Below are 20,802 nucleotides of genomic sequence, written 5' to 3'. Positions count from 1 at the left end.
TGGTCGAGGCATGCCAAGCCACTGTGATCGTTTATCGACAAAGGTTAATGGCAATGCCCTCTTAGCACGAAACGGGCCAGTTCAGCGATTCAGCATGTGGTGCGTGTCGCGGCCGTGAAATCCACATATAGCCGTGAACAAAAGCTGAATCTGCAGGAGTCACTGATTCGTCGCCGATTCGTTCCAGACTCGTTCTATCCGTTAATCCGCATCTGATTGAGAGCTTGACAGAACCACCTTCTGGCTGCCGACGGAACATTCCGCTTTCGCTTCGCGCCCGAAATCCCTATGTGTCGCCTGTCATACGCGCCATTTGAGGCACGCTCCCGACAACCAGAGGCCAGAAGCCTTATCTCCAGGTCCCGGAAGCCTTATTCTAGGTTGATGAACATCCAGCCCAAACACACTGAGCCGCTGATCCTGTCGGGCCGCGACGTGACCGCCGTTCTCGGGCCGACCAACACCGGCAAGACCCATCTCGCCATCGAGCGCATGGTGGCGCATGAGAGTGGAATCATCGGCCTGCCGCTCAGGCTTCTGGCGCGCGAGGTCTACGCCCGCGTCTGCGAGAAGGTCGGCGCCCACAAGGTTGCGCTGATTACCGGCGAGGAAAAGATCCAGCCACCGGGCGCCAAATATTCGGTCTGCACCGTCGAGGCCATGCCGCGCGAGACCGACGCCGCCTTCGTCGCCATCGACGAGGTGCAGCTCGCCGGCGACCTCGAGCGCGGCCACATCTTCACCGATCGCATCCTGCACCTGCGCGGCCGCCAGGAAACGCTGCTGCTGGGCGCCGCCACCATGCAAAGTATCCTGCAGCGCCTGCTGAGGGGTGTCTCGGTGGTGACGCGGCCGAGGCTGTCGCATCTTGCCTATGCCGGCTCCAAGAAGCTGACCCGCCTGCCGCGGCGCACGGCGATCGTCGCCTTTTCCGCCGACGAGGTCTACGCCATCGCCGAGTTGATCCGCCGCCAGCAGGGCGGTGCCGCCGTCGTGCTCGGCGCGCTCTCGCCGCGCACCCGCAACGCCCAGGTGGCGCTGTTCCAGTCCGGCGATGTCGACTACCTCATCGCCACCGATGCCATCGGCATGGGTCTCAACCTCGATCTCGACCACGTCGCCTTCGCCCAGAATCGCAAGTTCGACGGCTTCCAGTACCGCAATCTGACGGCGGCCGAGCTTGGCCAGATCGCCGGCCGCGCCGGCCGGCATCTGCGCGACGGCACGTTCGGTGTCACCGGCCAGGTCGACCCGCTGGACGAGGATCTGATCAAGAAGATCGAAGGCCACGACTTCGACCCGGTGAAGGTGCTGCAATGGCGCACCGCACATTTCGACTTTGCCAGCCTCGACGCGCTGAAGCGCTCGATCGAAACCAACGCCCCGGTCGAGGGACTGACACGGGCATTGCCTGCCGTCGATGCACAGGCGCTCGAGCATCTGTCGCGCGACGAGGACATCCGCGCACTCACCACCAATGCCAAGCGCGTGGCGCTGCTGTGGGAAGCCTGCGCGCTGCCCGACTACCGCAGGATCGCGCCGGCCCAGCATGCCGACCTCATTGCCTCGATCTACACGGACCTCGCACGCCACGGCCATGTCGACGAGAATTACATGGCCGAGCAGGTGCGCCGCGCCGACACAACAGAGGGCGACATTGATACGCTCTCGCATCGCATTGCCCAGATCCGCACCTGGACATTCGTGTCGAACCGGCCCGGCTGGCTGGCCGATCAGGCACACTGGCAGGAAAAGACGCGCGAAATCGAAGACAGATTGTCGGATGCGCTGCATGAGCGGTTGACGAAACGCTTCGTAGACCGCAGGACTTCCGTCCTCATGCGGCGCCTTAGAGAAAATACCATGCCTGAAGCCGAAATTAGTTCTACCGGAACCGTCCTTGTCGAAGGCCACCATGTCGGCGAGCTGCAAGGGTTCCGCTTCACCGCCGACCAGACCGCCGGCGGCGAAGACGCCAAGGCGGTGCGCACCGCTGCCCAGAAGGCGCTGGCCGCCGAGTTCGAGGCGCGCGCCGAACGCTTCGGCGCCTCGGCCAATGGCGATATCGCGCTCGGGTCAGATGGCACGCTGCGCTGGATCGGTGCGCCGATCGGCACGCTTGTATCAGGCGAAGACGCGCTGAAGCCGCGGCTGGTGCTGCTGGCCGACGAACAACTGACCGGCCCGGCGCGCGACAAGGTCGCCGCACGTGCCGAGCGTTTCGTCAATTTCCAGATCGAGTCGCTGCTGAAGCCGCTGGTCGACTTGAAAAACGCCGACCAGATTTCCGGCATCGGCCGTGGCATCGCCTTCCAGCTGGTCGAGAATTTCGGCCTCATCAACCGCCGCGACATCGCCGAGGAGATGAAGTCGCTCGACCAGGAAGGTCGCGCAGCCCTTCGCCGGCTTGGCGTGCGCTTCGGCGCCTACCATGTCTTCGTGCCGGCGCTGATCAAGCCGGCGCCTGCCGGGCTGGTGACGCTGCTGTGGGCGCTGAAGAACGACGGCAAGGACAAGCCAGGTTTTGGCGACGTGGTCCATGCGCTCGCCTCGGGTCGCACCTCGGTGGTCATCGACCCGGCCTTCGACAAGACCTTCTACAAGCTTGCCGGCTACCGCAATCTCGGCCGTCGCGCCGTGCGCATCGACATCCTGGAACGGCTGGCGGATCTGATCCGCCCGGCGACCAACTGGAAGCCCGGTCTCGGCCAGCGCCCGGACGGCGCCTATGACGGCCAGTCCTTCATGGTGACGCCGCCGATGATGTCGATCCTCGGCGCCACCGCGGACGACATGGAAGAGATCCTCAAAGGTCTCGGCTACCGTGCCGAGCCGAAGCCGGCCGTCGAGGTAAAGGCGCGGCTCGAAGCACAGGACAATGCCGCGCGCGAAGCAGCGATGGCGAAGCTTGCGGCGGAAGAGGCTGCACGAGCCGAGCAGACCAAGGCGGCGGACGCCGCAGCAGAGGCAGCAGTCGAAGGGTCGGAGCCGGCATCGGACGCAGTGGCCGTTTCGGAAACGGCGACCGAAATCACCTCCGACGCCGCGGCGGAACCTGCTGCGCCTGCCGTGGAAGAACAGGCGGACGCTCCGGTCGAAACCGTGCAAGACGAAGCGCCTGTTGCCGAGGCTGCTGCTGAACCGGAACCGGTTGAACCGCAGGCAGAGGCTGAAGCTGCCGAGACTGAAGCCGCAGCGGCAGAAGAAGTTGCACCGGCCGAGCTGGTGTCAAATGCCGCGCCGGCAACGGACGCCGCGCCGGACGAACCCGTGACGGTGACTGAAGCAGCCACCGGGGAACCCGCTCCGGAAGCCGAAGCGCCAAAACCCATCCTGTTGTGGCGTCAGGGTCGTTTCGAACAGCGCCCGCGCAACCGCGACGAGAACCGCAGGAACAATCGCCCACGCAACGGACAAGCGCGCGGCCGAAGCGATGCGCCTGCGGACGCCGGCGCACCGAACGCCGCTGCACCCGGAGAGCGTCCGGCCCATGAAGGACGGCGCGATGGAGCCGGCAAGCCGCGCTTCGACCGCTCGAAGTTCAAACCCAAGCCGCAGGCCGAAGGCGAACAGCGACGTGACAGGCCGCAGGGCGAGCGTCCCGACCGCCGCGAAGGCCGTCCCGACTGGAAGGGTGGCAGGCCGGATGGCAAGGGTGGTCCGCAAGGCGGCAAGCCCGCCTTCCAGCCAAAGCCGCGCGAGGAGCGCCCGGTGCGTTTCGATCCGGATTCGCCCTTCGCCAAGCTCGCCGCTCTGCGCGACCAATTGAAGAAGTAGAACCCGGCTCGCTTCGATGGTTGCCGAAGGCCGCCAGCGCATCGACAAATGGCTGTTCTTCTCCCGCGTCGTGAAATCGCGCTCGCTGGCGGCGAAGTTGGTCGTCGCCGGCCGGGTCCGCATCAATCGCGACAAAGCAGCGCAGGCTTCCGATCAGGTCAAGCCAGGCGACGTCCTGACCATCACGCTCGAGCGGCGCATCTTCATCTGGAAGGTCCTCGGCGCGGGCGCGCGACGCGGCCCGGCCGAGGAAGCCCGTACGCTCTACGAGGATATGTCGCCACCGCCCGCACCGAAGGGCGAAGCCCCTCCCGATGCAATTCCGGGGCTGCGCGAGGCCGGCAGCGGCCGCCCGACCAAGAAGGAACGTCGCCAGACCGACCGATTGCTCGGCGAAGATTGATGCCTGGCGTCCAAAAACAGGCGGCGCTTGCCAGGATAACCACGTGTTTGAAGCAAAACTGAACCCGGCAAACAGGAAGCCCTGCATGAGGTCGCCGGCCTCTGGGGCGCCGGCTGCCTGGAATTCCATTTCGAAACGCTGATGCCGACAGGAATGGCTGCCCTTGCAAGCAGCGGCCAAAGGCGTTACCTGACGGAAAAAGCCCAACAAAATGGGACGTCCCGGAGCCGACCGATGACCTATGTCGTGACCGACAATTGCATCAAATGCAAATACATGGACTGCATCGAGGTCTGTCCGGTCGATTGTTTCTACGAAGGCGAGAACATGCTCGTCATCCATCCCGACGAGTGCATCGACTGCGGTGTTTGCGAGCCGGAATGCCCGGCCGACGCGATCAAGCCCGACACCGAGCCCGGCCTCGACAAATGGCTGCAGGTCAACACTGAATACGCCGAGAAATGGCCCAACATCACCGCCAAGAAGGAACCGCCGGCAGACGCGAAATCCTTCGACGGCGAGGCCGGCAAGTTCGAGAAATACTTCTCCGCCGAGCCCGGCGAAGGCGATTGACAATACGGCCGCAAAGGCCGGTATTACGCAGGGTAAGAGGCACGTCACATTAACCGGCTTGACAGCCGGCGCCGGGTTGTGGCCTTCGCGTATGCAGCAAAACCTTGATTCTTCCGACTTTTTGTGTTACATCAGCGAAACATGCCGGTGACACAACGTCGATTTATGGCGCAGACGCCCCAAATCACTGAAAGGTGAAAATCCCATTCGGACCAGAGCGATCTGGGCCAGGCGGTCGCGATGTTGCGGTTTGCCGGTCCGGCTTTTCCGATGGGTTCATCTGTTGTGCGGCTAACGGTCGGTTTCTCCGATCGCGCGAGTTCGGGCCGGCAGGACGCCGGTACCACAACAAGGAGTTCAGTGCGCAATGGCAACGATCACCCCGCAGAAGAAGTCCACCGCTGCGCGTCACGGTTTCAAGACCGGCGAGTACATCGTCTACCCGGCGCATGGCGTCGGCCAGATCGTCTCGATCGACGAGCAGGAAGTTGCTGGACACAAGCTGGAACTGTTCGTCATCGACTTCTCGAAGGACAAGATGCGCCTGAAGGTGCCGGTCGCCAAGGCGACCTCCATCGGCATGCGCAAGCTGTCGGAAGAGGATTATGTCGAACGCGCGCTGAAGGTCGTGCAGGGCCGCGCCCGCGTCAAGCGCACCATGTGGTCGCGCCGCGCCCAGGAATATGATGCGAAGATCAATTCGGGCGACCTGATCTCGATCTCGGAAGTCGTGCGTGACCTCTACCGCGCCGACAACCAGCCGGAGCAGTCCTATTCCGAGCGTCAGCTCTACGAGGCGGCGCTCGACCGCATGGCCCGCGAGATCGCGGCCGTCAACCGCATGTCGGAAACCGAAGCCGTGCGCCTGATCGAGGTCAACCTCAACAAGGGCCCTAAGCGTGGCGCCAAGGCCGACAATGAAGAGGCCGAGCAGGAAGAAGCTGCCTGATCTTTCTCACCTTTCGAGAAATCCTGCCAGAAACGATTGGAGGCTCCGGTTTGACCGGGGCCTCTTTTGCTTTCGGGCGGCAGCTTCGATGTTGGTAGGCCCTGCGCACCAGCGTGCTGCATCGCGGCTTGCCGGCGCGCCGAGCCGTCGAGCGCGCGTTTTCGTTTTAACGTGTGTCGCCACTTATCGCCTTGCCGCCAAAGCAGACCGCGGCAATGGTCTCGCGCAATTCCTCGTCGGCGATCGGCTTGTGCAGGATGCGGCTGCCGCTGGCGCTGATCTCCTTGAGGCGCGCCGGCGACGTATCGCCAGTAATGATGATGGTCGGGACAAGCCGGCCGATATGGGCGTGAAGCGCACGGATCGCGTCGGTGCCGGTGGTGTCATTCTCGAGACGGTAGTCTGCGATGATCAGGTCGACCGGCGCATCGCCGGCAGCCAGCGCCGCCGTATGGGCCTCCTGCGCCTCTGCGGCGGAGCGGCCGGGATAGACACGATGTCCCTCCAGGCTGAGCAAGCGCACCATGGCATCGAGAACGTCGCCCTCGTCCTCGACCACCATGATGCCGGCGGCACTGCTGGCCGGCGATGTCGTGTCGACCTCCAAGCGAGCTTGCACCGCGCCGGCCTTCGCGACGGTGATGGAAAACAGGGAACCGCGCCCGGACGTCGAAGCCAATTTCAGGGGGTGCCCCAACAGCTCGGCGGTGCGGCGAACGATGGCGAGCCCGAGTCCCAAGCCTTGCGTGCGGTCCCGCGCCGGGTTCTGCAACTGCACGAACTCCTCGAAGACCATCCCCTGCTGATCGGCGGGGATGCCGGGGCCGCTGTCGAGGACCTGTATCTCCACACATGCGCCGCGCCGGCGACAGCCCAGCAGGACACCACCTTGCTTGGTGTAGCGAAGGGCATTCGAGACCAGGTTGTTGAGGATGCGCTTCAACATCATCGGGTCGCTGTCGACGTAGAGACTGCTGTCTACCACGCGCCACGTAAGTCCGCGTTGTTTTGCCTCGGCGGCGAATTCATTGCGAAGATCACCAAAGAGGTCGCGCAGCGGCACCGCCTCGCTCGCGACCGTGACGATGCCCGCATCGAGCCGCGAGATATCGAGCAAAGCGTTGAGCAGCCCACTAAAGTTGCTGACAACCGATTTCGCCCGGCTGGCCAGATCGCGCGCCTCGCCGGAGGGTACGTCGCCGCGCTGCCCCAATATGGCAAGCGTCGAGACCAGCAGGCTCAGGGCATGGATCGGTTGGCGCAGATCGTGACTCGCCGCCGCCAGAAAACGCGTCTTGGCACGGTCGGCGGTCTGCGCCCTGTCGCGTTCCTCTTGCAGGTGCTCGACCAGCGTTTCGTTCTCCAGTCGCAGGCTGACGGTTTCGCGCAGCATGCGGTAGGTGATACGGCAGTAGTAGAAATTGATCGCCACCAGCGATGCGAGCAGGAACAGGAAGGCGCCGGAAATATCGCTTTGGGTGGTCAAGCAGCGCAAGGCGACCGGAACCACCGTGGCCAGGATGGAACCGACCAGCGCCGGCGGAAAGGCCGACAGCGACGGCACCGTACCGCAGACGAGACCAGTCAGGACGATGACCGTGAAGGACAGCACGATCGGCGCCTCGGGCATAAAGCCGACCCAGCCAAGCACCCCCCACAGAAGGCCCGACATACAGGAAAACGCCGTGGCCAGCCATGCCCAGCGCAAGATCGAGCCGCGATCCCTTGAGCGGCTGAAAAAACGGCGCGACGCCAGCACCCGGAAACGTCAGCAGATACAGCGCCGCCAGCCAGCCGATCAGCCAATTGGCGGAAACGGCCGTTCTCAGAACATAGACCGCCGCCATCGAGATCACGATGTTGGAGATGACCACGCCGTAGGAATTGCGATACAGGAGTTCGACCAGGGCCTGGCGTATCTTGTCTTCCTGCATCGAATCCCTCCAATTGTCCCAAGTAATTCTCCGGCCGGTCTTCCCCGGTACCGTTGATCTACCGGCAACCTGTTTCGCATAAGTTGGCGATCGGTCCATATACGCCGCTGCAGCCCTGGATGGTGCCCCGATGAACCGCTCGCTCACCGCCATACTCGCCGACGACCATGCCATCGTGCGCGAGGGGCTGAAGCTGCTTATCTCGGCTATGGACAATGTCTCGGTCGTCGCCGAGGCTGCGGATGGCGAGGCGCTGCTTGGCCAGCTGCGAAGCACGCGCGCCGACCTTTTGATCCTCGACCTCGGCATGCCGGGTGTGGCCGGGATGCAGTTTATCGCCACCATCAGGACCTTGGCGCCACGCCTGCGGATCGTGGTGCTGACGGCCAATGTCGAGCCGAAGACAGTACGCGCCGCGCTCAGCGCCGGCGCCAACGCCTACCTGACCAAGGATGGCGATCCCGAGGAACTCGGCGCTGCCATCGAAGCGGTCAAGAACGGAGGCACCTATCTGGCGAAAACCGTTCGCTTCGCGGTCAGCGATATAGGCAGGGACAGCGAGCCGATAGCCGCGCAGGAAATCCTGTCCCCGGTACCGCTGACGCGACGCGAACGGCAGATCCTTCAACTGGTGGCGCAAGGCATGATCACGCGCGACATCGCCGAACGACTGGGCATCAGCCTGCCGACCGCTCGCAAACATCGCGAAAATCTGATGGGCAAGCTCAGTCTCCACAACACCGCCGAACTGACCGCCTACGCGGTTCGTCTGGGATTGCCCACCGGCTGATATCGCAGCCGCTACAATGGGCAACCCGGCAACGTCCCCTTAACCATCGGCAGATTAGCCAAACCCGATCATCACCCAAATACGGCATCCGTCGTATGTTTTCGGCCTGCCCCCCGGCCTACTCCTCCCACGGCTTGATCATGGGAGGAGCTGTCATGCCATCGCTGGATCTCTGGATTCCGTTCGCCCTCGCAACGCTCGCCTTCGCCTGCATGCCAGGACCGGCGATTCTCTACATGACAGCGCAGACGCTGGCCCATGGCCGTCAGGCCGGATTGATGGCGGCACTGGGTGTCCATCTTGGTTGTTACGTGCACATCCTGGCCGCGGCGGTCGGGCTCGCCGCACTGATGGAACACGCGCCGGTCGCTTTCTTGGTGATCCGATGGGCGGGCGCCGCATATCTCATTTCGCTGGGCCTTGCCATGTTCCTGGGCTGGAACCGGATGGGTGAGGATGGTGCCAGGCCGGCCCCGAATACATTTCGCGACAGCATGGTCGTCGAGATCCTCAATCCCAAGACGGCACTGTTCTTCCTGACCTTCCTGCCGCAGTTCGTGGATCCGTCAGCCGGCATGGCCGTCGGGTTGCAGTTCCTCATCCTCGGCATCATCGTCAATCTCATCTTCTCGATGGCCGACCTTGCGGCGGTCGGCATCGCCTCGCTCGCCGTTGGCCGGTTCACTGGCGCCGGATGGGTGATCCCCAAGACATGCGGTTCGATCCTCATCGGACTTGGCGTGGCGCTCGTCAGCCATCATATCTGAACCTGCAAATGAAGAGCCGCGATTTCGGGGGAGATCTGACGGTGAAATTTCAGCGGCTGCTGGCGGCAAGGCCCGATATGCCGAAGGATGGCTGACGGCCTGCTCGCGCATCCGGCAAGATATACCGGAACCGGCGCGCCTTCGGGGCCATCGCCCGAATTCTACAGACCCTAGGCCGCGCCTACCCGCCGCCGCCTTCCTTCTCAGCCTCCTGCTTCAGCGTCGCAATGAACCGCTTCGTCCGTTGCTGCTCCGGATTGTTGAACAGCACCGCGGCCGGTCCCTTCTCGACGACGACGCCGGCATCGAGGAACACCACTTCCTTGGCGATCTTGGAGGCGAGGCGCAGATCATGCGTCGCCATCACCATGGTCGTGCCTTCACTGGCGAGCTTGCCAAGCACGTCGACCACCTCTTGCGCCAGTTCCGGGTCGAGTGCCGAGGTCGGCTCGTCGCAGAGCAGCACTTTCGGCGACGGCGCCAAGGCGCGGGCGATCGCCACGCGCTGCTGCTGGCCGCCCGACAGCGTCGCCGGCCAGGCGTCGGCCTTGTGCGCCATCCCCACCTTCTCCAGCAGAGCCAGCGCCCGCTCGCGTGCCCTCTCAGGCGCCCATTTCAGCACCGTCACCAGCCCTTCCATGACGTTCTCGATCGCGGTGCGATGCGGAAACAGCTGGAAGTTCTGGAACACCATGCCGGTCTGCAGCCGCAGGCGCTGGATATCCCTGGCCGGAACCCTGCCACCAGAATGGAATTCGAGCGTCTCGTCGCCGATGCGCACCGTGCCCGAGGTCGGGATCTCCAGGAGGTTGATGCAGCGCAGCAGGGTGCTCTTTCCCCCGCCCGACGGGCCGACCAGCGCAGTGACGCTGCCTTCGGCAATGGTGACCGTCACGCCCTTCAACACGAGATTGTCGCCAAAGCGCTTTTCGATGTTGCTGAGGCCGATCATGAGCGTGCCTCCAGGAAGCCGCCATAGCGGTTGAGCCGGGTCTCCAGCCGCGTCTGCAAGGCCGACAGCACCGAACTCAGCGCCAGATAGAGGATCGCCGCCTCGACATAGAGGATCAGCGGCTCATAGGTGGTGGCGACGATGCGCTGCGCCGCCTGGAACATCTCCGGCACGGTGATGGCGGCGGCCAGCGAAGTATCCTTGACCAATGAGATGAAGGTGTTGGAAAGCGGCGGCACCGCGACCCGGCCGGCTTGCGGCAGGATGGTGCGCCGCATCGCCTGGCTCCAGGTCATGCCGATCGAATAGGCGGCTTCCCACTGGCCCTTCGGCACCGACCCTATGGCCGCGCGGATGATTTCCGACGTGTAGGCGCCGATGTTGAGCGTGAAGCCGATCAACGCCGCCGTGAAGGCGTCGAGCAGGATACCGACCGACGGCAGGCCGTAGAAGATAAGGAACAGCTGCACCAGAAGCGGCGTGCCGCGGAAGATCCAGACATAGAAGCGCACCAGCGCGACCAGCGGTTTCGGACCAAACAGCCGGGCAAGCGCCGCACCCAACCCAACGGTCAGCCCAAGGACGAAGGACAACAGCGTCAGCGGCACGGTGAAGATCAGCGCCGCCCACAACAGCGAAGGCAGCGACTCCAGCATCAGTTGCAGCCAGTGCGGCACGTAAGACCCTCCAAATAAGTCGAGGCTTCGTCGAGGCGCGACATATCACGACAAAAGCGGCGGACCGTCAAAGACGACTCGCCGCTCGATATGTCCTGTGGGCCGCGGAGCGGCCCGCCTCATAGATTACTTCGAAACGTCCTGGCCGAAATAGGTGTCGGAGATTTTCTTATAGGTGCCGTCGGCCTTGATGTCGGCCAGCGCCTTGTTGATCGCCGCGACCAGCTCCGGATCGCCCTTGCGCACGATGACGCCGGAATAGTCGGCGTTTTCCTCTTGCGCGGCGATCTTCACATTGGCGTCGGGCTTGTGCTTCTTGAAGTCGAGGAACGACAGGCTGTCATTGATCGTGGCGTCGGCACGGCCTGTCAGAAGCAGCTGGATCGATTGGTCGAAGCCATCGGTGCCGACCAGCTCGGCGCCGTTCGTTTCGGCCAGCTTGCCGAAATTCGAGGTCAGCGACTGCGCCGACTTCTTGCCCTTGAGATCGGCAAAGGTCTTGATGTCTGTGTTGTCGCCGCGCACGATCAGCACCGCCTTGGAGGCGATGTAAGGATCGGAGAAGTCGTACTTGGCCTTGCGGGCATCGGTGATTCCGACCTCGTTGATGACGGCGTCATAGCGATTGGCGTCGAGGCCGGCGATCAGCCCGTCCCACTTGCCTTCGAGGAATTCGACCTTGACGCCGAGCTTGTCGGCGATCGCCTTGGCGATTTCGACGTCGAAGCCGACCAGTGCGCCCGAAGTGTCATGATAGGTGAATGGCGCATAAGTGCCTTCCGTGCCGACCTTGATGACCCCGGCCTGCTTGATCTGGTCGAGATTGGCGCCGGCATGGCCTGCGGTGACAGCCAAGGCCTGCAGCGTTCCGGCGATGATGAGCGACTTGAGCCATTTCATTTTTCTGTGATCCCGTCCTTGGCCGGCTGACCGGCATATTGTGAGCGCTGGAAACTGACAGATGCAAGTCGAAAAAATAAGGAACAGAATTCCAAAAACGATCAGTTTCTGAAATCAGATACTCAAACTGGCGCTTTCCAGCCGACATCACGGCTATCGCGGGTAATCCCCGGAGTCCGCCAGGCAACACATACCCGCAGCCACGGTCGCGGAACCTTTCCCGCGCATGGCAGTTCTGGCTGTTCTAGGGCACGACGCCGCCATTTCAACCCGGGCGCCAGCCAAGTTTGCAAAGTCATCCGCACCACCCAGGGAGCGCCTCATGATGGAAGACACGGCAGGACGGATCATGGTCCGCGCGGCAATGAAGGCTCCCTACCTCGAGCGTGACGAAGAGCATCGGCTTGCATTGCTCTGGAAGGAGGACAACGACCAGAACGCGCTGCACAGCATCACCGTCGCGCATATGCGGCTGGTCATTTCCATGGCCTCCAAATTCCGCCATTACGGCCTGCCGCTCGGCGATTTGGTCCAGGAAGGTCATGTCGGACTGCTCGAGGCCGCCGCCCGCTTCGAGCCGGAGCGCGAGGTGCGGTTCTCGACTTATGCGACATGGTGGATCCGTGCCTCGATGCAGGACTATATCCTGCGCAACTGGTCGATCGTGCGTGGCGGCACCAGCTCGGCGCAGAAGGCGCTGTTCTTCAACCTGCGACGCCTGCGCGCGCGGCTGGCGAATGGCGCCGAGCCACTGTCAAACGCAACGCTCTATCGCGAAGTATCGGAAGCACTCGGCGTCTCCGAAGCCGACGTGGCGATGATGGATTCGCGGCTGTCGGCTCCCGACTCCTCACTCAACATGCCGGTTGCCGACGATGCGGGTTCGACCGAGCGCATGGATTTCCTGGTCTCGGACGATCCGCTGCCCGACGAGATCGTCGGCGACAAGATCGATGTCGCGCGCCGCTCGCTCTGGCTGAGGGAGGCGCTTCGCGCGCTCAACGCACGGGAGTTGAGGATCATCGAGGAACGCCGGCTTAACGACGAGGGCGCGACGCTGGAAGCGCTCGGCGAAACCCTCGGTATCTCCAAGGAACGCGTCCGCCAGATCGAGGCCCGCGCCATGGAAAAGCTGAAGGTCGCGTTGGTGAAGCAGAATCCGGAGTTCATGGCGACTGCCGCCTGAACGGCGGCAGGCGTCCGGAGGTGCCTACTTGTCCGTGACGATCTTGACCTTGTCGCCGGCCGAAACCGCGGCACCAGGCGACAGCGCGTTGAGGACGCGGAACAGGTCGAGCTTACGGTCGACGCCGACCATCTGCGCCGAAAGCGAACCCATCGTCTGCCCAGGCTGGACAGTGACGACGCGGATGCGCAGCGGCTTCAGCGCCGCCTTTTCGGCGGCACTCAAGATCCGGAACGAGCCGCTGACCGAGCGGGCGATTGTGTCCAGCGACGTGCTGGCCGAAGGGGCCGCGGTCAGCAGCCGGTAGACCTGGCCGCCGGCGCGGATCACCGCAATGTCGAACTGCCAGCCTTCGGCGCCGGCATGCGCGGTCGCTGCCTCGTTGCCGTTGATGGTTTCCTGCCTGACGCTGCTGTCGACGAGACCAGCCACCCAGCCGCTGCGGATATAGTCCGTCAGCGCCCGGTTCTTGTCGATCGACACGCCATCGAAACGGATCGCTATGTCGCCGGGGCCGGTGGCCGTCACCGCTGCCGCCGAATTGTCGATGATGAAGCCGTCCGGTACCGTGAACGAAACGCCAAGGCCCGGATGCAGGAAGGTTTCGCCGCGCACATAGCCTTCTTCCGGCGTGTCGCCATAGAGCAGGCCGTCTATGCCGGCGAGGAAGGAATCGCGGTCGCGCGTGCCGACGCCCGGCGCGCCGAACTGGCGGGCATGGCGCTGCGCCAGATCGATGCGCTGCGGCGTATTGGGGTGCGTGGCCAGGAAGTCGAGGCTGGCGTCGGTGGCGCCGCTGATCGAGCGGAAATCCGTGTAGGCCGACATCGATTGCAGGAAGCGGCCGGCGGCGAAAGGATCGTAGCCGGCCTCGCCGATCGACTTGATGCCGATGGCGTCGGCTTCCAGCTCCTGGTTGCGCGAGAATTGCGCGAGCCTCAGCTTGCCGCGGATCAACGCCGCCTTGGCGGTCGGGCTGTCGCCGAGCACATCGGAAACCACCTTGGTCGCCAGGCCTTCCTCTGCCTCGAGTTGCTGGCGCTGCAAGCCGTGATTGGCGGTGACGTGGCCCATCTCATGCGCGATGACAGCGGCAAGCTCGGCCGAATCATTGGCCAGCGCCAGGAGGCCGCGCGTGATGTAGAGATAGCCGCCCGGCAGCGCGAAGGCATTGACATTGGGCGAATTCAAAATGGTGATGCGATAGGTCTGTGTCGGGTTGGCGGACACCACCGTCAAACTACCGACCACCTTGGCGACCATGCGCTCGAGCTTGGGATCGGAATATTCGCCGCCATAGGTCGCCAGGATGCGCGGATGCTGCGCCCTGGCCAATTCGGCGAGCTTGTTGTTGGCGCCGACATTGTCCACCGTGATCGGCTTGTCGGAAGGCTGGAAGCCGGATTCCTGAACTTCCGGCGGCGTGAACATCTGGCAGCTTGCCAACGCCACGGCAAAGCCGGCCAGCGCGAGGAAGCGCGCCAGCGGTTTCATTCCCAATGTGTTAGCGCCGATCGCCAGAACGGCTTCCTTTCGGGTCCCGGCACATGACATTGAAAATCGGGGACGATCTTCAGAATGTTCACGTGCCATATCTCAAACTGCTGCAGTATCCGCGGCCCATCCCAGGGGCGGGCGCCGGATACTGCAGGCAAATCACGGCCTGTGCCGGACCGGTAGGGCGGACCTAGCCACACTCCCCCGGTCATGGCAAGCAAACGCCACATCGCCTGGAGCCGGTTTGACCGTAAATTATGTCCGCTTCCGGGCAACATCGCGTGATGTGGAATATCCGGCACCCGCGCCGATATAGCGCCGGAACGCCTCCGGACCAGCCCCGGCAAAGAAATCATCAGCCTTGCCGGTCGCAGCGACCAACCCATTGTCGACAAACACCATATGCTCGCCGATGCGGCGTGCATCCTCCGGCTGGTGGGTGACGAACAGCACTGTCATGGCGCGTTCGGCATGAACGGCGGCAACCAGGTCCAGCATCTCGTCGCGCAAAGCCGGTCCGAGCGAAGCGAAGGGCTCGTCGAGCAGCAACACCGGTCGGTCGCGCACCAGCACGCGGGCCAGTGCGACGCGCTGGCGTTCGCCCCCGGAGAGCTCGCGCGGCAGGCGTTTCTCCTTGCCCGCAAGACCGGTGCGCGCAAGCGCCTCGGCGACCGCGGCGCGGTCCGCCTCGGTCAGCCGCAGGGATGGCGAACGGCCGAGCCCGACATTCTGCTCGACGGAAAGATGCGCGAAGAGATTGTTCTCCTGGAACACCATCGACACTGGCCGCGCCGAGGCCGCCTCGGCGCTGACATCGACACCGCCGATCAGCACGCGGCCCGACCGTGGGGTCTCGAAGCCGGCGACCAGATTGAGCAGCGTCGACTTGCCCGAACCGCTCGGCCCCATGATGGCGGTGATCGTCGCCGCGGCAAACTCGACATCGAAAACAAGCGGCGCCTCGCCATAGCTGAACGACACTTTGTCCAGCCGCACCGGCGCGCCCTTCGCGAGCCCGTTGGCCGCCTTTTCACGCATCACGGACCTCCTCCCTTCCCAGCCAGTGCGCCGCCACGATCAACGCGAGACAGACGAGGCCGAGCAGCAGTGCGAGGCCGGCGGCATCCTCGGTGCGGTAGCTGCCCATCCGAGCCAGAAGAAGGTAGGGCAATGTCTGCACGGAATCACTGCCGAACAAGGCAATGACACCGAGATCGCCGAGCGACAGCGCCATGGCGAAAGCGAAGGCCGTGGCGAGCGGTCGCCGCAGCGACGGCCAGTCGACCAGCATCAGCCGGTTCCAGCCCGCAATGCCGAGCTGTGCACAGAGCCGTTCGTGACGCTCGCTCGCTGCATCATAGGCGGGACGCACGGCGCGGAGCGCAAACGGCATCGCCATCACCGCGTTGACGGTGACGACCATGACCGGGGCGATGGCGAAGACATCGCCGACATGGCGCAACAACAGGAACCAGCCGGCGCCGACGACGATCGGCGGCACGACCAGGACAAAGCCGGCGCCGGTATCGGCGGCATGTTCGAGCAGTGTCTTGCGGCCAGTCCGGCTGTTCAGCGCCAGTGCCCGCCGCGCCATGGTCAGCGCCAGCGACAGCATCACCGAAAGCAGCGCCGACAGGAAGGCGAGCGCCGCGCTGGTCAGCGTTGCCTGCCGGACAGTGGCCTCGCCGGCCAAGCGGGCGAGATCGGCACTCAATCCGGCCATCACGGTTGCCGCCATCGGCCCGACAACGAACAGCAGCGCCAGGACGATGAGTAGCGCGTTCAACCAGGTCTCGCTCCGATTGACCGAAAGATAGCGGCGTTGCGCGACCGGCAAATTGGTGTCGCCGACCACATTGGCGCCTAGCCGCGTCAGTGCCAGCACCACGATAAAGGTCAAGGCGATCTGCAGCAGCGTCAGTGCAACGGCCCGTGCGGGATCGAAATCGAAGCGCAGCGCCTGGTAGATGCCGACCTCAAGCGTCGTCGCGGCCGGCCCGCCGCCGAGCGTCAGCACGATCGTGAAGGATGTGATGCAGAGCATGAAGACCAGCCCGGCGACGCCGGGCAGTGCGGCGCGCAGCGTTGGCCATTCGATCAGCCGGAACGCCGGCCGCGCCGCCATGCCGAGTTGGCTCGCCAGCCGCCATTGGTCGGCCGGTATGGTCTGCAGCGCCTCGAGGAACAGCCGCGTCGCCAGCGGCAGGTTGAAGAAGACATGGGCGACGAGAATGCCGGACAGGCCATAGATGCCCGGCCAGCTTCCGCCGCCGATAACGGCAAGCACGCCTGCGAAATAGCCGGCACGGCCATAAAGCGCCAGGATGCCGAGCGCTGCAACAATAGCCGGTAGGGCCAACGGTACGGCGAAGATCTGCAGGATGAAGGCGCGGCCGAAGAAACGTGGATGTCGTGACAGAGCGCGCGCCACAAACAGCCCCGGGATGACCGAAAGCAGCGTCGACAGTGCCGCTTGCCAGAGCGTGAAGCGAGTGACGCGAAGCAGATAGGGATCGAAGGCTGCCCAGGCGCCCGAGAAATCATGGGCGCCCTCGAAAAGCAGGCCGGCAAACGCGCCGCCGATCAGCAGCGCGATTGCAGCGAGCGCGACAATGCCGACACTGACGCGGGAATCCGTGGAATGCGCCGGCGCCATCGCGCTGCCTATTTGCTCATCACCGCCAGCCATTCATCGACCCAGGCCTTGCGGTTGGCGGCGACCTCTTGCGGGCTGAACAGCAAGGTCTTCGTCGGCTTGACCAGTTTGTCGAAGGCCGGATTGAGCGGCTTGTCGGTCTTGCCTGCCGGGAACATCCAGTTGGTCTCGGGGATGGCATCCTGGAATTTCGGCCCGGTCATGAAGGCCATGAACTTGGCCGCCAGCGGATTCTTGGCTCCTGTCGTGGTGATACCCGCCACCTCGATCTGCAGATACTCGCCCTCCTCGAAGGAGGCCGCCTGGTAGCGCTCCGTGTTCTCGGCGACCATGTGGTAGGCTGGCGACGTCGTGTAGGACAGCACCATCGGCGCCTCGCCCTTGGTGAACAGCCCATAGGCCTCGCTCCAGCCCGGCGTCACGGTCAGCACCTTGGCCTTGAGCTTGGCCCAGGCCTCGGGTGCCTTGTCGCCATAGACTGACTTGACCCAAAGAAGCAGGCCGAGGCCTGGCGTCGAGGTGCGCGGATCCTGGATGACGATCTTGTCGTTGGCACTGCCTTCGATCAGCTCCTTCAGGCTCTTCGGCGGCGTCTTCATCTTCTGCGTGTCATAGACGACAGCGAAATAGCCGTAGTCGAAGGGGACAAAAGTGTCGTCGCTCCAGCCGCCCGGCACATTGACATCCGTCACCGCGCCATGCGGCGCGAACAAGCCTGACGCCTTGGCATCGGCGGTGAGATTGGTATCCAGGCCAAGCACGATATCGGCCTTGGTCGATGCGCCTTCCAATCTGACGCGGTTGAGCAGCGCGACGCCATCGGCGACCGAGACGAAGTCGACGTCGCAGCCGCATTCGGCCTCGAACTCCTTCTTCACCACGGGACCCGGACCCCAGTCGGCGGTGAAACTCTCATAGGTGTAGACGGTGAGCTTGTCCTTGGCCAAGGCGGGCCCGGACAAGGCCACGACCGTTGCTGAAACAAGAGCGTATAAAAGCGTGCGCATCGGCGCCTCCTTCGTTCGAATTGAAAGGAATTGAGGCGTCGGACTGTCCGAAACGTCTAATCCCTCCGCCGGTACAAACCGGATCAGGTTCAGCGGGTTGGCGAGACTGCCTCTCAGCCGGTCCGCGAAGATCGCGTCCGGCACCCCGTTAGAGCGTTTCGACACATAGGCCGGGCCGATCCGCCATGCAAGCGGGAGTTTGCCGCCTTCCGTTTCCCGTGCCGGGCTGGTAAGGGCCACACGATATGAGCACATTCACCATCCTGCTTGGCGGCGATCTCATCCGTACGCCACGGCTCGACCGTCAGGTCAAAGGCTCCCGCGTCATCGCCGCCGACGCCGGCATCGGTCATGCGCGGTTGCTGGGTCTCGTGCCGGAGCTGTGGGTGGGTGATTTCGATTCGGTGCCGGCCAACCTGCCGGACGATCTCGCTTCCGTGCCGCGCCGGACCTTCCCGGCGGAAAAGGACCAGACCGATGGCGAACTTGCCGTCGCCGCGGCACTGGAGCGCGGCGCGACCCGCCTGGTGCTGGCCGGCGCCTTTGGCGGCAAGCGCGCCGACCACGCTTTTCTGCATCTGTCGTTCGCCCTGCGGCTGGCGGAGGCGGGAACGGACGTGCTTTTGACCAGCGGCGCTCAGGAAGGCATCCCCCTGCTGCGCGGAACGGCCGGCTTCGACTATGCCGACGGCACGCTGTTTTCGGTGCTCGGCTTTTCCGAGCTCGACGGCCTGACCGTCACCGGCGCCAAATGGCCGCTCGCTCACGTCAAGGTGGCGTTCGGTTCGTCGCTGACCATTTCCAACGAGGTCAAGTCCGACAAGACCGGGGGCCGCCTCGAAATCGCGCTCGGCCATGGCCGCGCGATGCTGCTCGCTCATCCCTATCCCTTACCTGAAAGCTGACATGGCCCCGCCCCTTCTCAACCTCGACGGGATAAAACTGACCTTCGGCGGCACGCCGCTGCTCGATGGCGCCGCCTTGACGGCTTCGGCCGGCGACAAGATCGCACTGGTCGGCCGCAACGGGTCCGGCAAGTCGACCCTGCTGAAGATCGCCGCCGGCCTGATCGAGCCGCAGGACGGCGAAGTGTTTCGCCAGCCTTCGGCGACCGTCCGCTATTTGCCGCAGATGCCCGACATGGAAGGTTTTGCCACTGTCCGCGCCTATGTCGAGGCCGGGCTTGGCCCCGCCGACGATCCCTACCGCGCCAGCTATCTGATGGAGCATCTCGGCCTGTCGGGTGAGGAACGTCCGAACGACCTGTCGGGCGGCGAGGCGAGGCGCGCCGCCCTTGCCCGCGTCATGGCGCCGGAGCCCGATATCCTGCTGCTTGATGAGCCGACCAACCATCTCGACCTCTCGGTCATCGAATGGCTGGAAGAAGAACTCATCCGCACCTCCTCGGCGCTGATCGTCATCTCGCACGACCGCCGCTTCCTCGAACGCGTGTCGCGCGCCACGGTCTGGCTCGATCGCGGCCAGACCCGCAGGCTGGACAAGGGCTTCGGCCATTTCGAGGAATGGCGCGACCTGGTTCTGGAGGAAGAAGAACGCGAGCAGCACAAGCTCGGCCGCCAGATCGTTCGCGAAGAGCATTGGCTGCGCTACGGCGTGACGGCGCGGCGCAAGCGCAACATGCGCCGGCTTGGCGAGTTGCAGACCATGCGTCAGCGTTTTCGCGGTCATCGCGGGGCCGAAGGGTCGGCGACCATGGTGGCGAGCGACGCCACCGAGTCCGGCAAGCTGGTGATCGAGGCGAAAAACATCGAAAAGAGCTTTGGCGATCTCACCGTGGTCAAGGCGTTTTCGACCCGCATCCAGCGCGGCGATCGCGTTGGCCTGGTCGGGCCGAACGGCGCCGGCAAGACCACGCTCTTGAAAATGCTTACCGGCGAGATGAAGCCGGACGCCGGTTCGGTGCGGCTCGGCACCAATCTGGAGATCGCAACGCTCGACCAGAAGCGCGAGGCGGTCGACCCGCAGGAGACGCTGGCACAATATCTCACCGATGGGCGCGGCGAAAACCTCGTCATCAATGGCGAGCAGCGCCACGTGGTCTCCTACATGAAGGATTTCCTGTTCAAGCCGGAGCAGGCGCGCACGCCGGTGCGCGAGTTGTCCGGCGGCGAGCGGGCGCGGCTCCTGCTGGCGCGCGTGCTGGCGCGGCCCGCAAACCTTCTGGTGCTCGATGAGCCGACCAACGATCTCGACATGGAGACGCTTGAACTGCTGCAGGAACTGGTCGCCGGTTTCGCCGGCACCGTCATCCTGGTCAGCCACGACCGCGATTTCCTCGACCGCACCGTGACCAGCCTGATCGCGCCGGATGGTGAAGGCCGCTGGATCGAATATGCCGGCGGCTACTCCGACATGCTGGCGCAGCGCGGCGGCACGAAGCTGGACGACCGCAAGGCGCGGGCGAGAGCCGAAAATGGCGAGGCGCCCGCGTCAGGCAAGAGCGAAGCCGCCGCGCCAAAAGGGCCGGCGAAGAAACTGTCGTTCAAGCAGAAATTCGCACTGGAATCCCTGCCGAAGAAAATCGAAGCTGTGATGGCCTCGATCTCGCGGCTGGAGAACAACATCGCCGATCCGGCCTATTACGAGCGCGATCCGGCCTCGTTCCAGAAAACCATCGCCGCCCTCGACAAGGAGCGCGCGACGCTGGCCGCGCTCGAGGAAGAATGGCTGGAACTGGAGATGTTGCGCGAGGAGATGGAAGGGTAGGCTCGCA

Annotated in this window: 18 protein-coding genes and 1 riboswitch; of the genes, 10 read left to right on the top strand and 8 right to left on the bottom strand. The window is 64.0% G+C overall.

Going from position 1 to position 20,802, the window contains the following annotated elements; translation table 11 throughout:
- Positions 1 to 384: 384 nt before the first annotated feature.
- From P3C39_RS22210 to P3C39_RS22195, 4 genes are all read left to right on the top strand, one after another.
- Entirely contained in the window at positions 385 to 3,777 is a 3,393-nt protein-coding gene (locus tag P3C39_RS22210) for a helicase-related protein (RefSeq protein WP_275954375.1), read from the top strand.
- Between the two features lie 16 nt (positions 3,778 to 3,793).
- Positions 3,794 to 4,180, top strand: coding sequence for an RNA-binding S4 domain-containing protein (locus tag P3C39_RS22205; RefSeq protein ID WP_013529181.1), 387 nt, complete (start codon positions 3,794 to 3,796; stop codon positions 4,178 to 4,180).
- A gap of 234 nt (positions 4,181 to 4,414) precedes the next feature.
- The gene (gene fdxA, locus P3C39_RS22200; protein WP_013529180.1) at positions 4,415 to 4,753 is read left to right on the top strand and encodes a ferredoxin FdxA; all 339 of its coding nucleotides are present in this window, start codon (positions 4,415 to 4,417) and stop codon (positions 4,751 to 4,753) included.
- A 367-nt stretch (positions 4,754 to 5,120) separates the two neighbouring features.
- Entirely contained in the window at positions 5,121 to 5,702 is a 582-nt protein-coding gene (locus P3C39_RS22195; protein WP_013529179.1) for a CarD family transcriptional regulator, read from the top strand.
- A 166-nt stretch (positions 5,703 to 5,868) separates the two neighbouring features.
- Here the strand turns inward: P3C39_RS22195 and P3C39_RS22190 are convergent, their stop codons facing one another.
- Positions 5,869 to 7,374 carry an ATP-binding protein gene (locus P3C39_RS22190; protein WP_275954376.1) on the bottom strand — a complete coding sequence of 502 codons (1,506 nt, stop codon included), beginning with the start codon at positions 7,372 to 7,374 and terminating at the stop codon, positions 5,869 to 5,871.
- A 13-nt stretch (positions 7,375 to 7,387) separates the two neighbouring features.
- Between P3C39_RS22190 and P3C39_RS22185 the strand changes: the two genes are divergently transcribed.
- The 3 genes from P3C39_RS22185 (at position 7,388) to P3C39_RS22175 (ending at position 9,193) form a co-directional block, all read left to right on the top strand.
- Entirely contained in the window at positions 7,388 to 7,693 is a 306-nt protein-coding gene (locus tag P3C39_RS22185) for a hypothetical protein (RefSeq protein ID WP_275954377.1), read from the top strand.
- A 73-nt stretch (positions 7,694 to 7,766) separates the two neighbouring features.
- Positions 7,767 to 8,426, top strand: coding sequence for a response regulator transcription factor (locus P3C39_RS22180; protein ID WP_275954378.1), 660 nt, complete (start codon positions 7,767 to 7,769; stop codon positions 8,424 to 8,426).
- Positions 8,427 to 8,581: 155 nt separating this feature from the next.
- Positions 8,582 to 9,193 carry a LysE family translocator gene (locus P3C39_RS22175; RefSeq protein WP_024502939.1) on the top strand — a complete coding sequence of 204 codons (612 nt, stop codon included), beginning with the start codon at positions 8,582 to 8,584 and terminating at the stop codon, positions 9,191 to 9,193.
- A 181-nt stretch (positions 9,194 to 9,374) separates the two neighbouring features.
- Here the strand turns inward: P3C39_RS22175 and P3C39_RS22170 are convergent, their stop codons facing one another.
- The 3 genes from P3C39_RS22170 to P3C39_RS22160 all read right to left on the bottom strand — a co-directional run bounded on the left by P3C39_RS22170 (position 9,375) and on the right by P3C39_RS22160 (position 11,722).
- A complete protein-coding gene (locus P3C39_RS22170; protein WP_275954379.1) occupies positions 9,375 to 10,145 on the bottom strand; it encodes an amino acid ABC transporter ATP-binding protein in 771 nt (256 codons plus the stop codon).
- Positions 10,142 to 10,822 carry an amino acid ABC transporter permease gene (locus tag P3C39_RS22165; RefSeq protein ID WP_013529174.1) on the bottom strand — a complete coding sequence of 227 codons (681 nt, stop codon included), beginning with the start codon at positions 10,820 to 10,822 and terminating at the stop codon, positions 10,142 to 10,144. The genes P3C39_RS22170 and P3C39_RS22165 overlap by 4 nt, the downstream gene beginning before the upstream one ends.
- A gap of 126 nt (positions 10,823 to 10,948) precedes the next feature.
- Positions 10,949 to 11,722 (bottom strand): amino acid ABC transporter substrate-binding protein, encoded by a 774-nt coding sequence (locus tag P3C39_RS22160; protein WP_013529173.1) that lies wholly within the window; start codon positions 11,720 to 11,722, stop codon positions 10,949 to 10,951.
- A 322-nt stretch (positions 11,723 to 12,044) separates the two neighbouring features.
- Here P3C39_RS22160 and P3C39_RS22155 point away from each other — a divergent pair, with 322 nt between their 5' ends.
- Positions 12,045 to 12,908, top strand: a complete 864-nt coding sequence (locus P3C39_RS22155; protein ID WP_027162506.1) for an RNA polymerase factor sigma-32 — start codon at positions 12,045 to 12,047, stop codon at positions 12,906 to 12,908.
- Positions 12,909 to 12,932: 24 nt separating this feature from the next.
- Here P3C39_RS22155 and P3C39_RS22150 read toward each other — a convergent pair whose 3' ends face one another.
- From P3C39_RS22150 to thiB, 4 genes are all read right to left on the bottom strand, one after another.
- The gene (locus P3C39_RS22150) at positions 12,933 to 14,402 is read right to left on the bottom strand and encodes a M48 family metalloprotease (protein ID WP_024502938.1); all 1,470 of its coding nucleotides are present in this window, start codon (positions 14,400 to 14,402) and stop codon (positions 12,933 to 12,935) included.
- A 258-nt stretch (positions 14,403 to 14,660) separates the two neighbouring features.
- Positions 14,661 to 15,443 (bottom strand): thiamine ABC transporter ATP-binding protein, encoded by a 783-nt coding sequence (thiQ, locus tag P3C39_RS22145; protein WP_275954380.1) that lies wholly within the window; start codon positions 15,441 to 15,443, stop codon positions 14,661 to 14,663.
- On the bottom strand, positions 15,436 to 17,061 hold the full coding sequence (gene thiP / locus P3C39_RS22140) for a thiamine/thiamine pyrophosphate ABC transporter permease (RefSeq protein WP_275954425.1): 1,626 nt from the start codon (positions 17,059 to 17,061) through the stop codon (positions 15,436 to 15,438). Before thiP ends, thiQ begins: the two co-directional genes overlap by 8 nt.
- A gap of 8 nt (positions 17,062 to 17,069) precedes the next feature.
- Positions 17,070 to 18,068 carry a thiamine ABC transporter substrate binding subunit gene (thiB, locus tag P3C39_RS22135; RefSeq protein ID WP_013529168.1) on the bottom strand — a complete coding sequence of 333 codons (999 nt, stop codon included), beginning with the start codon at positions 18,066 to 18,068 and terminating at the stop codon, positions 17,070 to 17,072.
- Positions 18,069 to 18,111: 43 nt separating this feature from the next.
- Positions 18,112 to 18,226: riboswitch (TPP riboswitch) on the bottom strand.
- An 87-nt stretch (positions 18,227 to 18,313) separates the two neighbouring features.
- On the opposite strand from thiB, the gene P3C39_RS22130 reads away from it, so the two are divergent.
- Both P3C39_RS22130 and P3C39_RS22125 read left to right on the top strand, forming a co-directional pair.
- Positions 18,314 to 18,973, top strand: a complete 660-nt coding sequence (locus tag P3C39_RS22130) for a thiamine diphosphokinase (protein WP_275954381.1) — start codon at positions 18,314 to 18,316, stop codon at positions 18,971 to 18,973.
- A 1-nt stretch (position 18,974) separates the two neighbouring features.
- Positions 18,975 to 20,795: an ABC-F family ATP-binding cassette domain-containing protein gene (locus P3C39_RS22125; protein WP_127371643.1), complete on the top strand. Its 1,821-nt coding sequence runs from the start codon at positions 18,975 to 18,977 to the stop codon at positions 20,793 to 20,795.
- Positions 20,796 to 20,802 lie beyond the last annotated feature (7 nt).

This window comes from Mesorhizobium sp. XAP4 (genome assembly GCF_029269325.1).
GTDB lineage: Bacteria > Pseudomonadota > Alphaproteobacteria > Rhizobiales > Rhizobiaceae > Mesorhizobium > Mesorhizobium ciceri.
The sequence above is the reverse complement of the archived record's forward strand: the minus strand, read 5'-3'. Positions and strand labels throughout refer to the sequence as shown.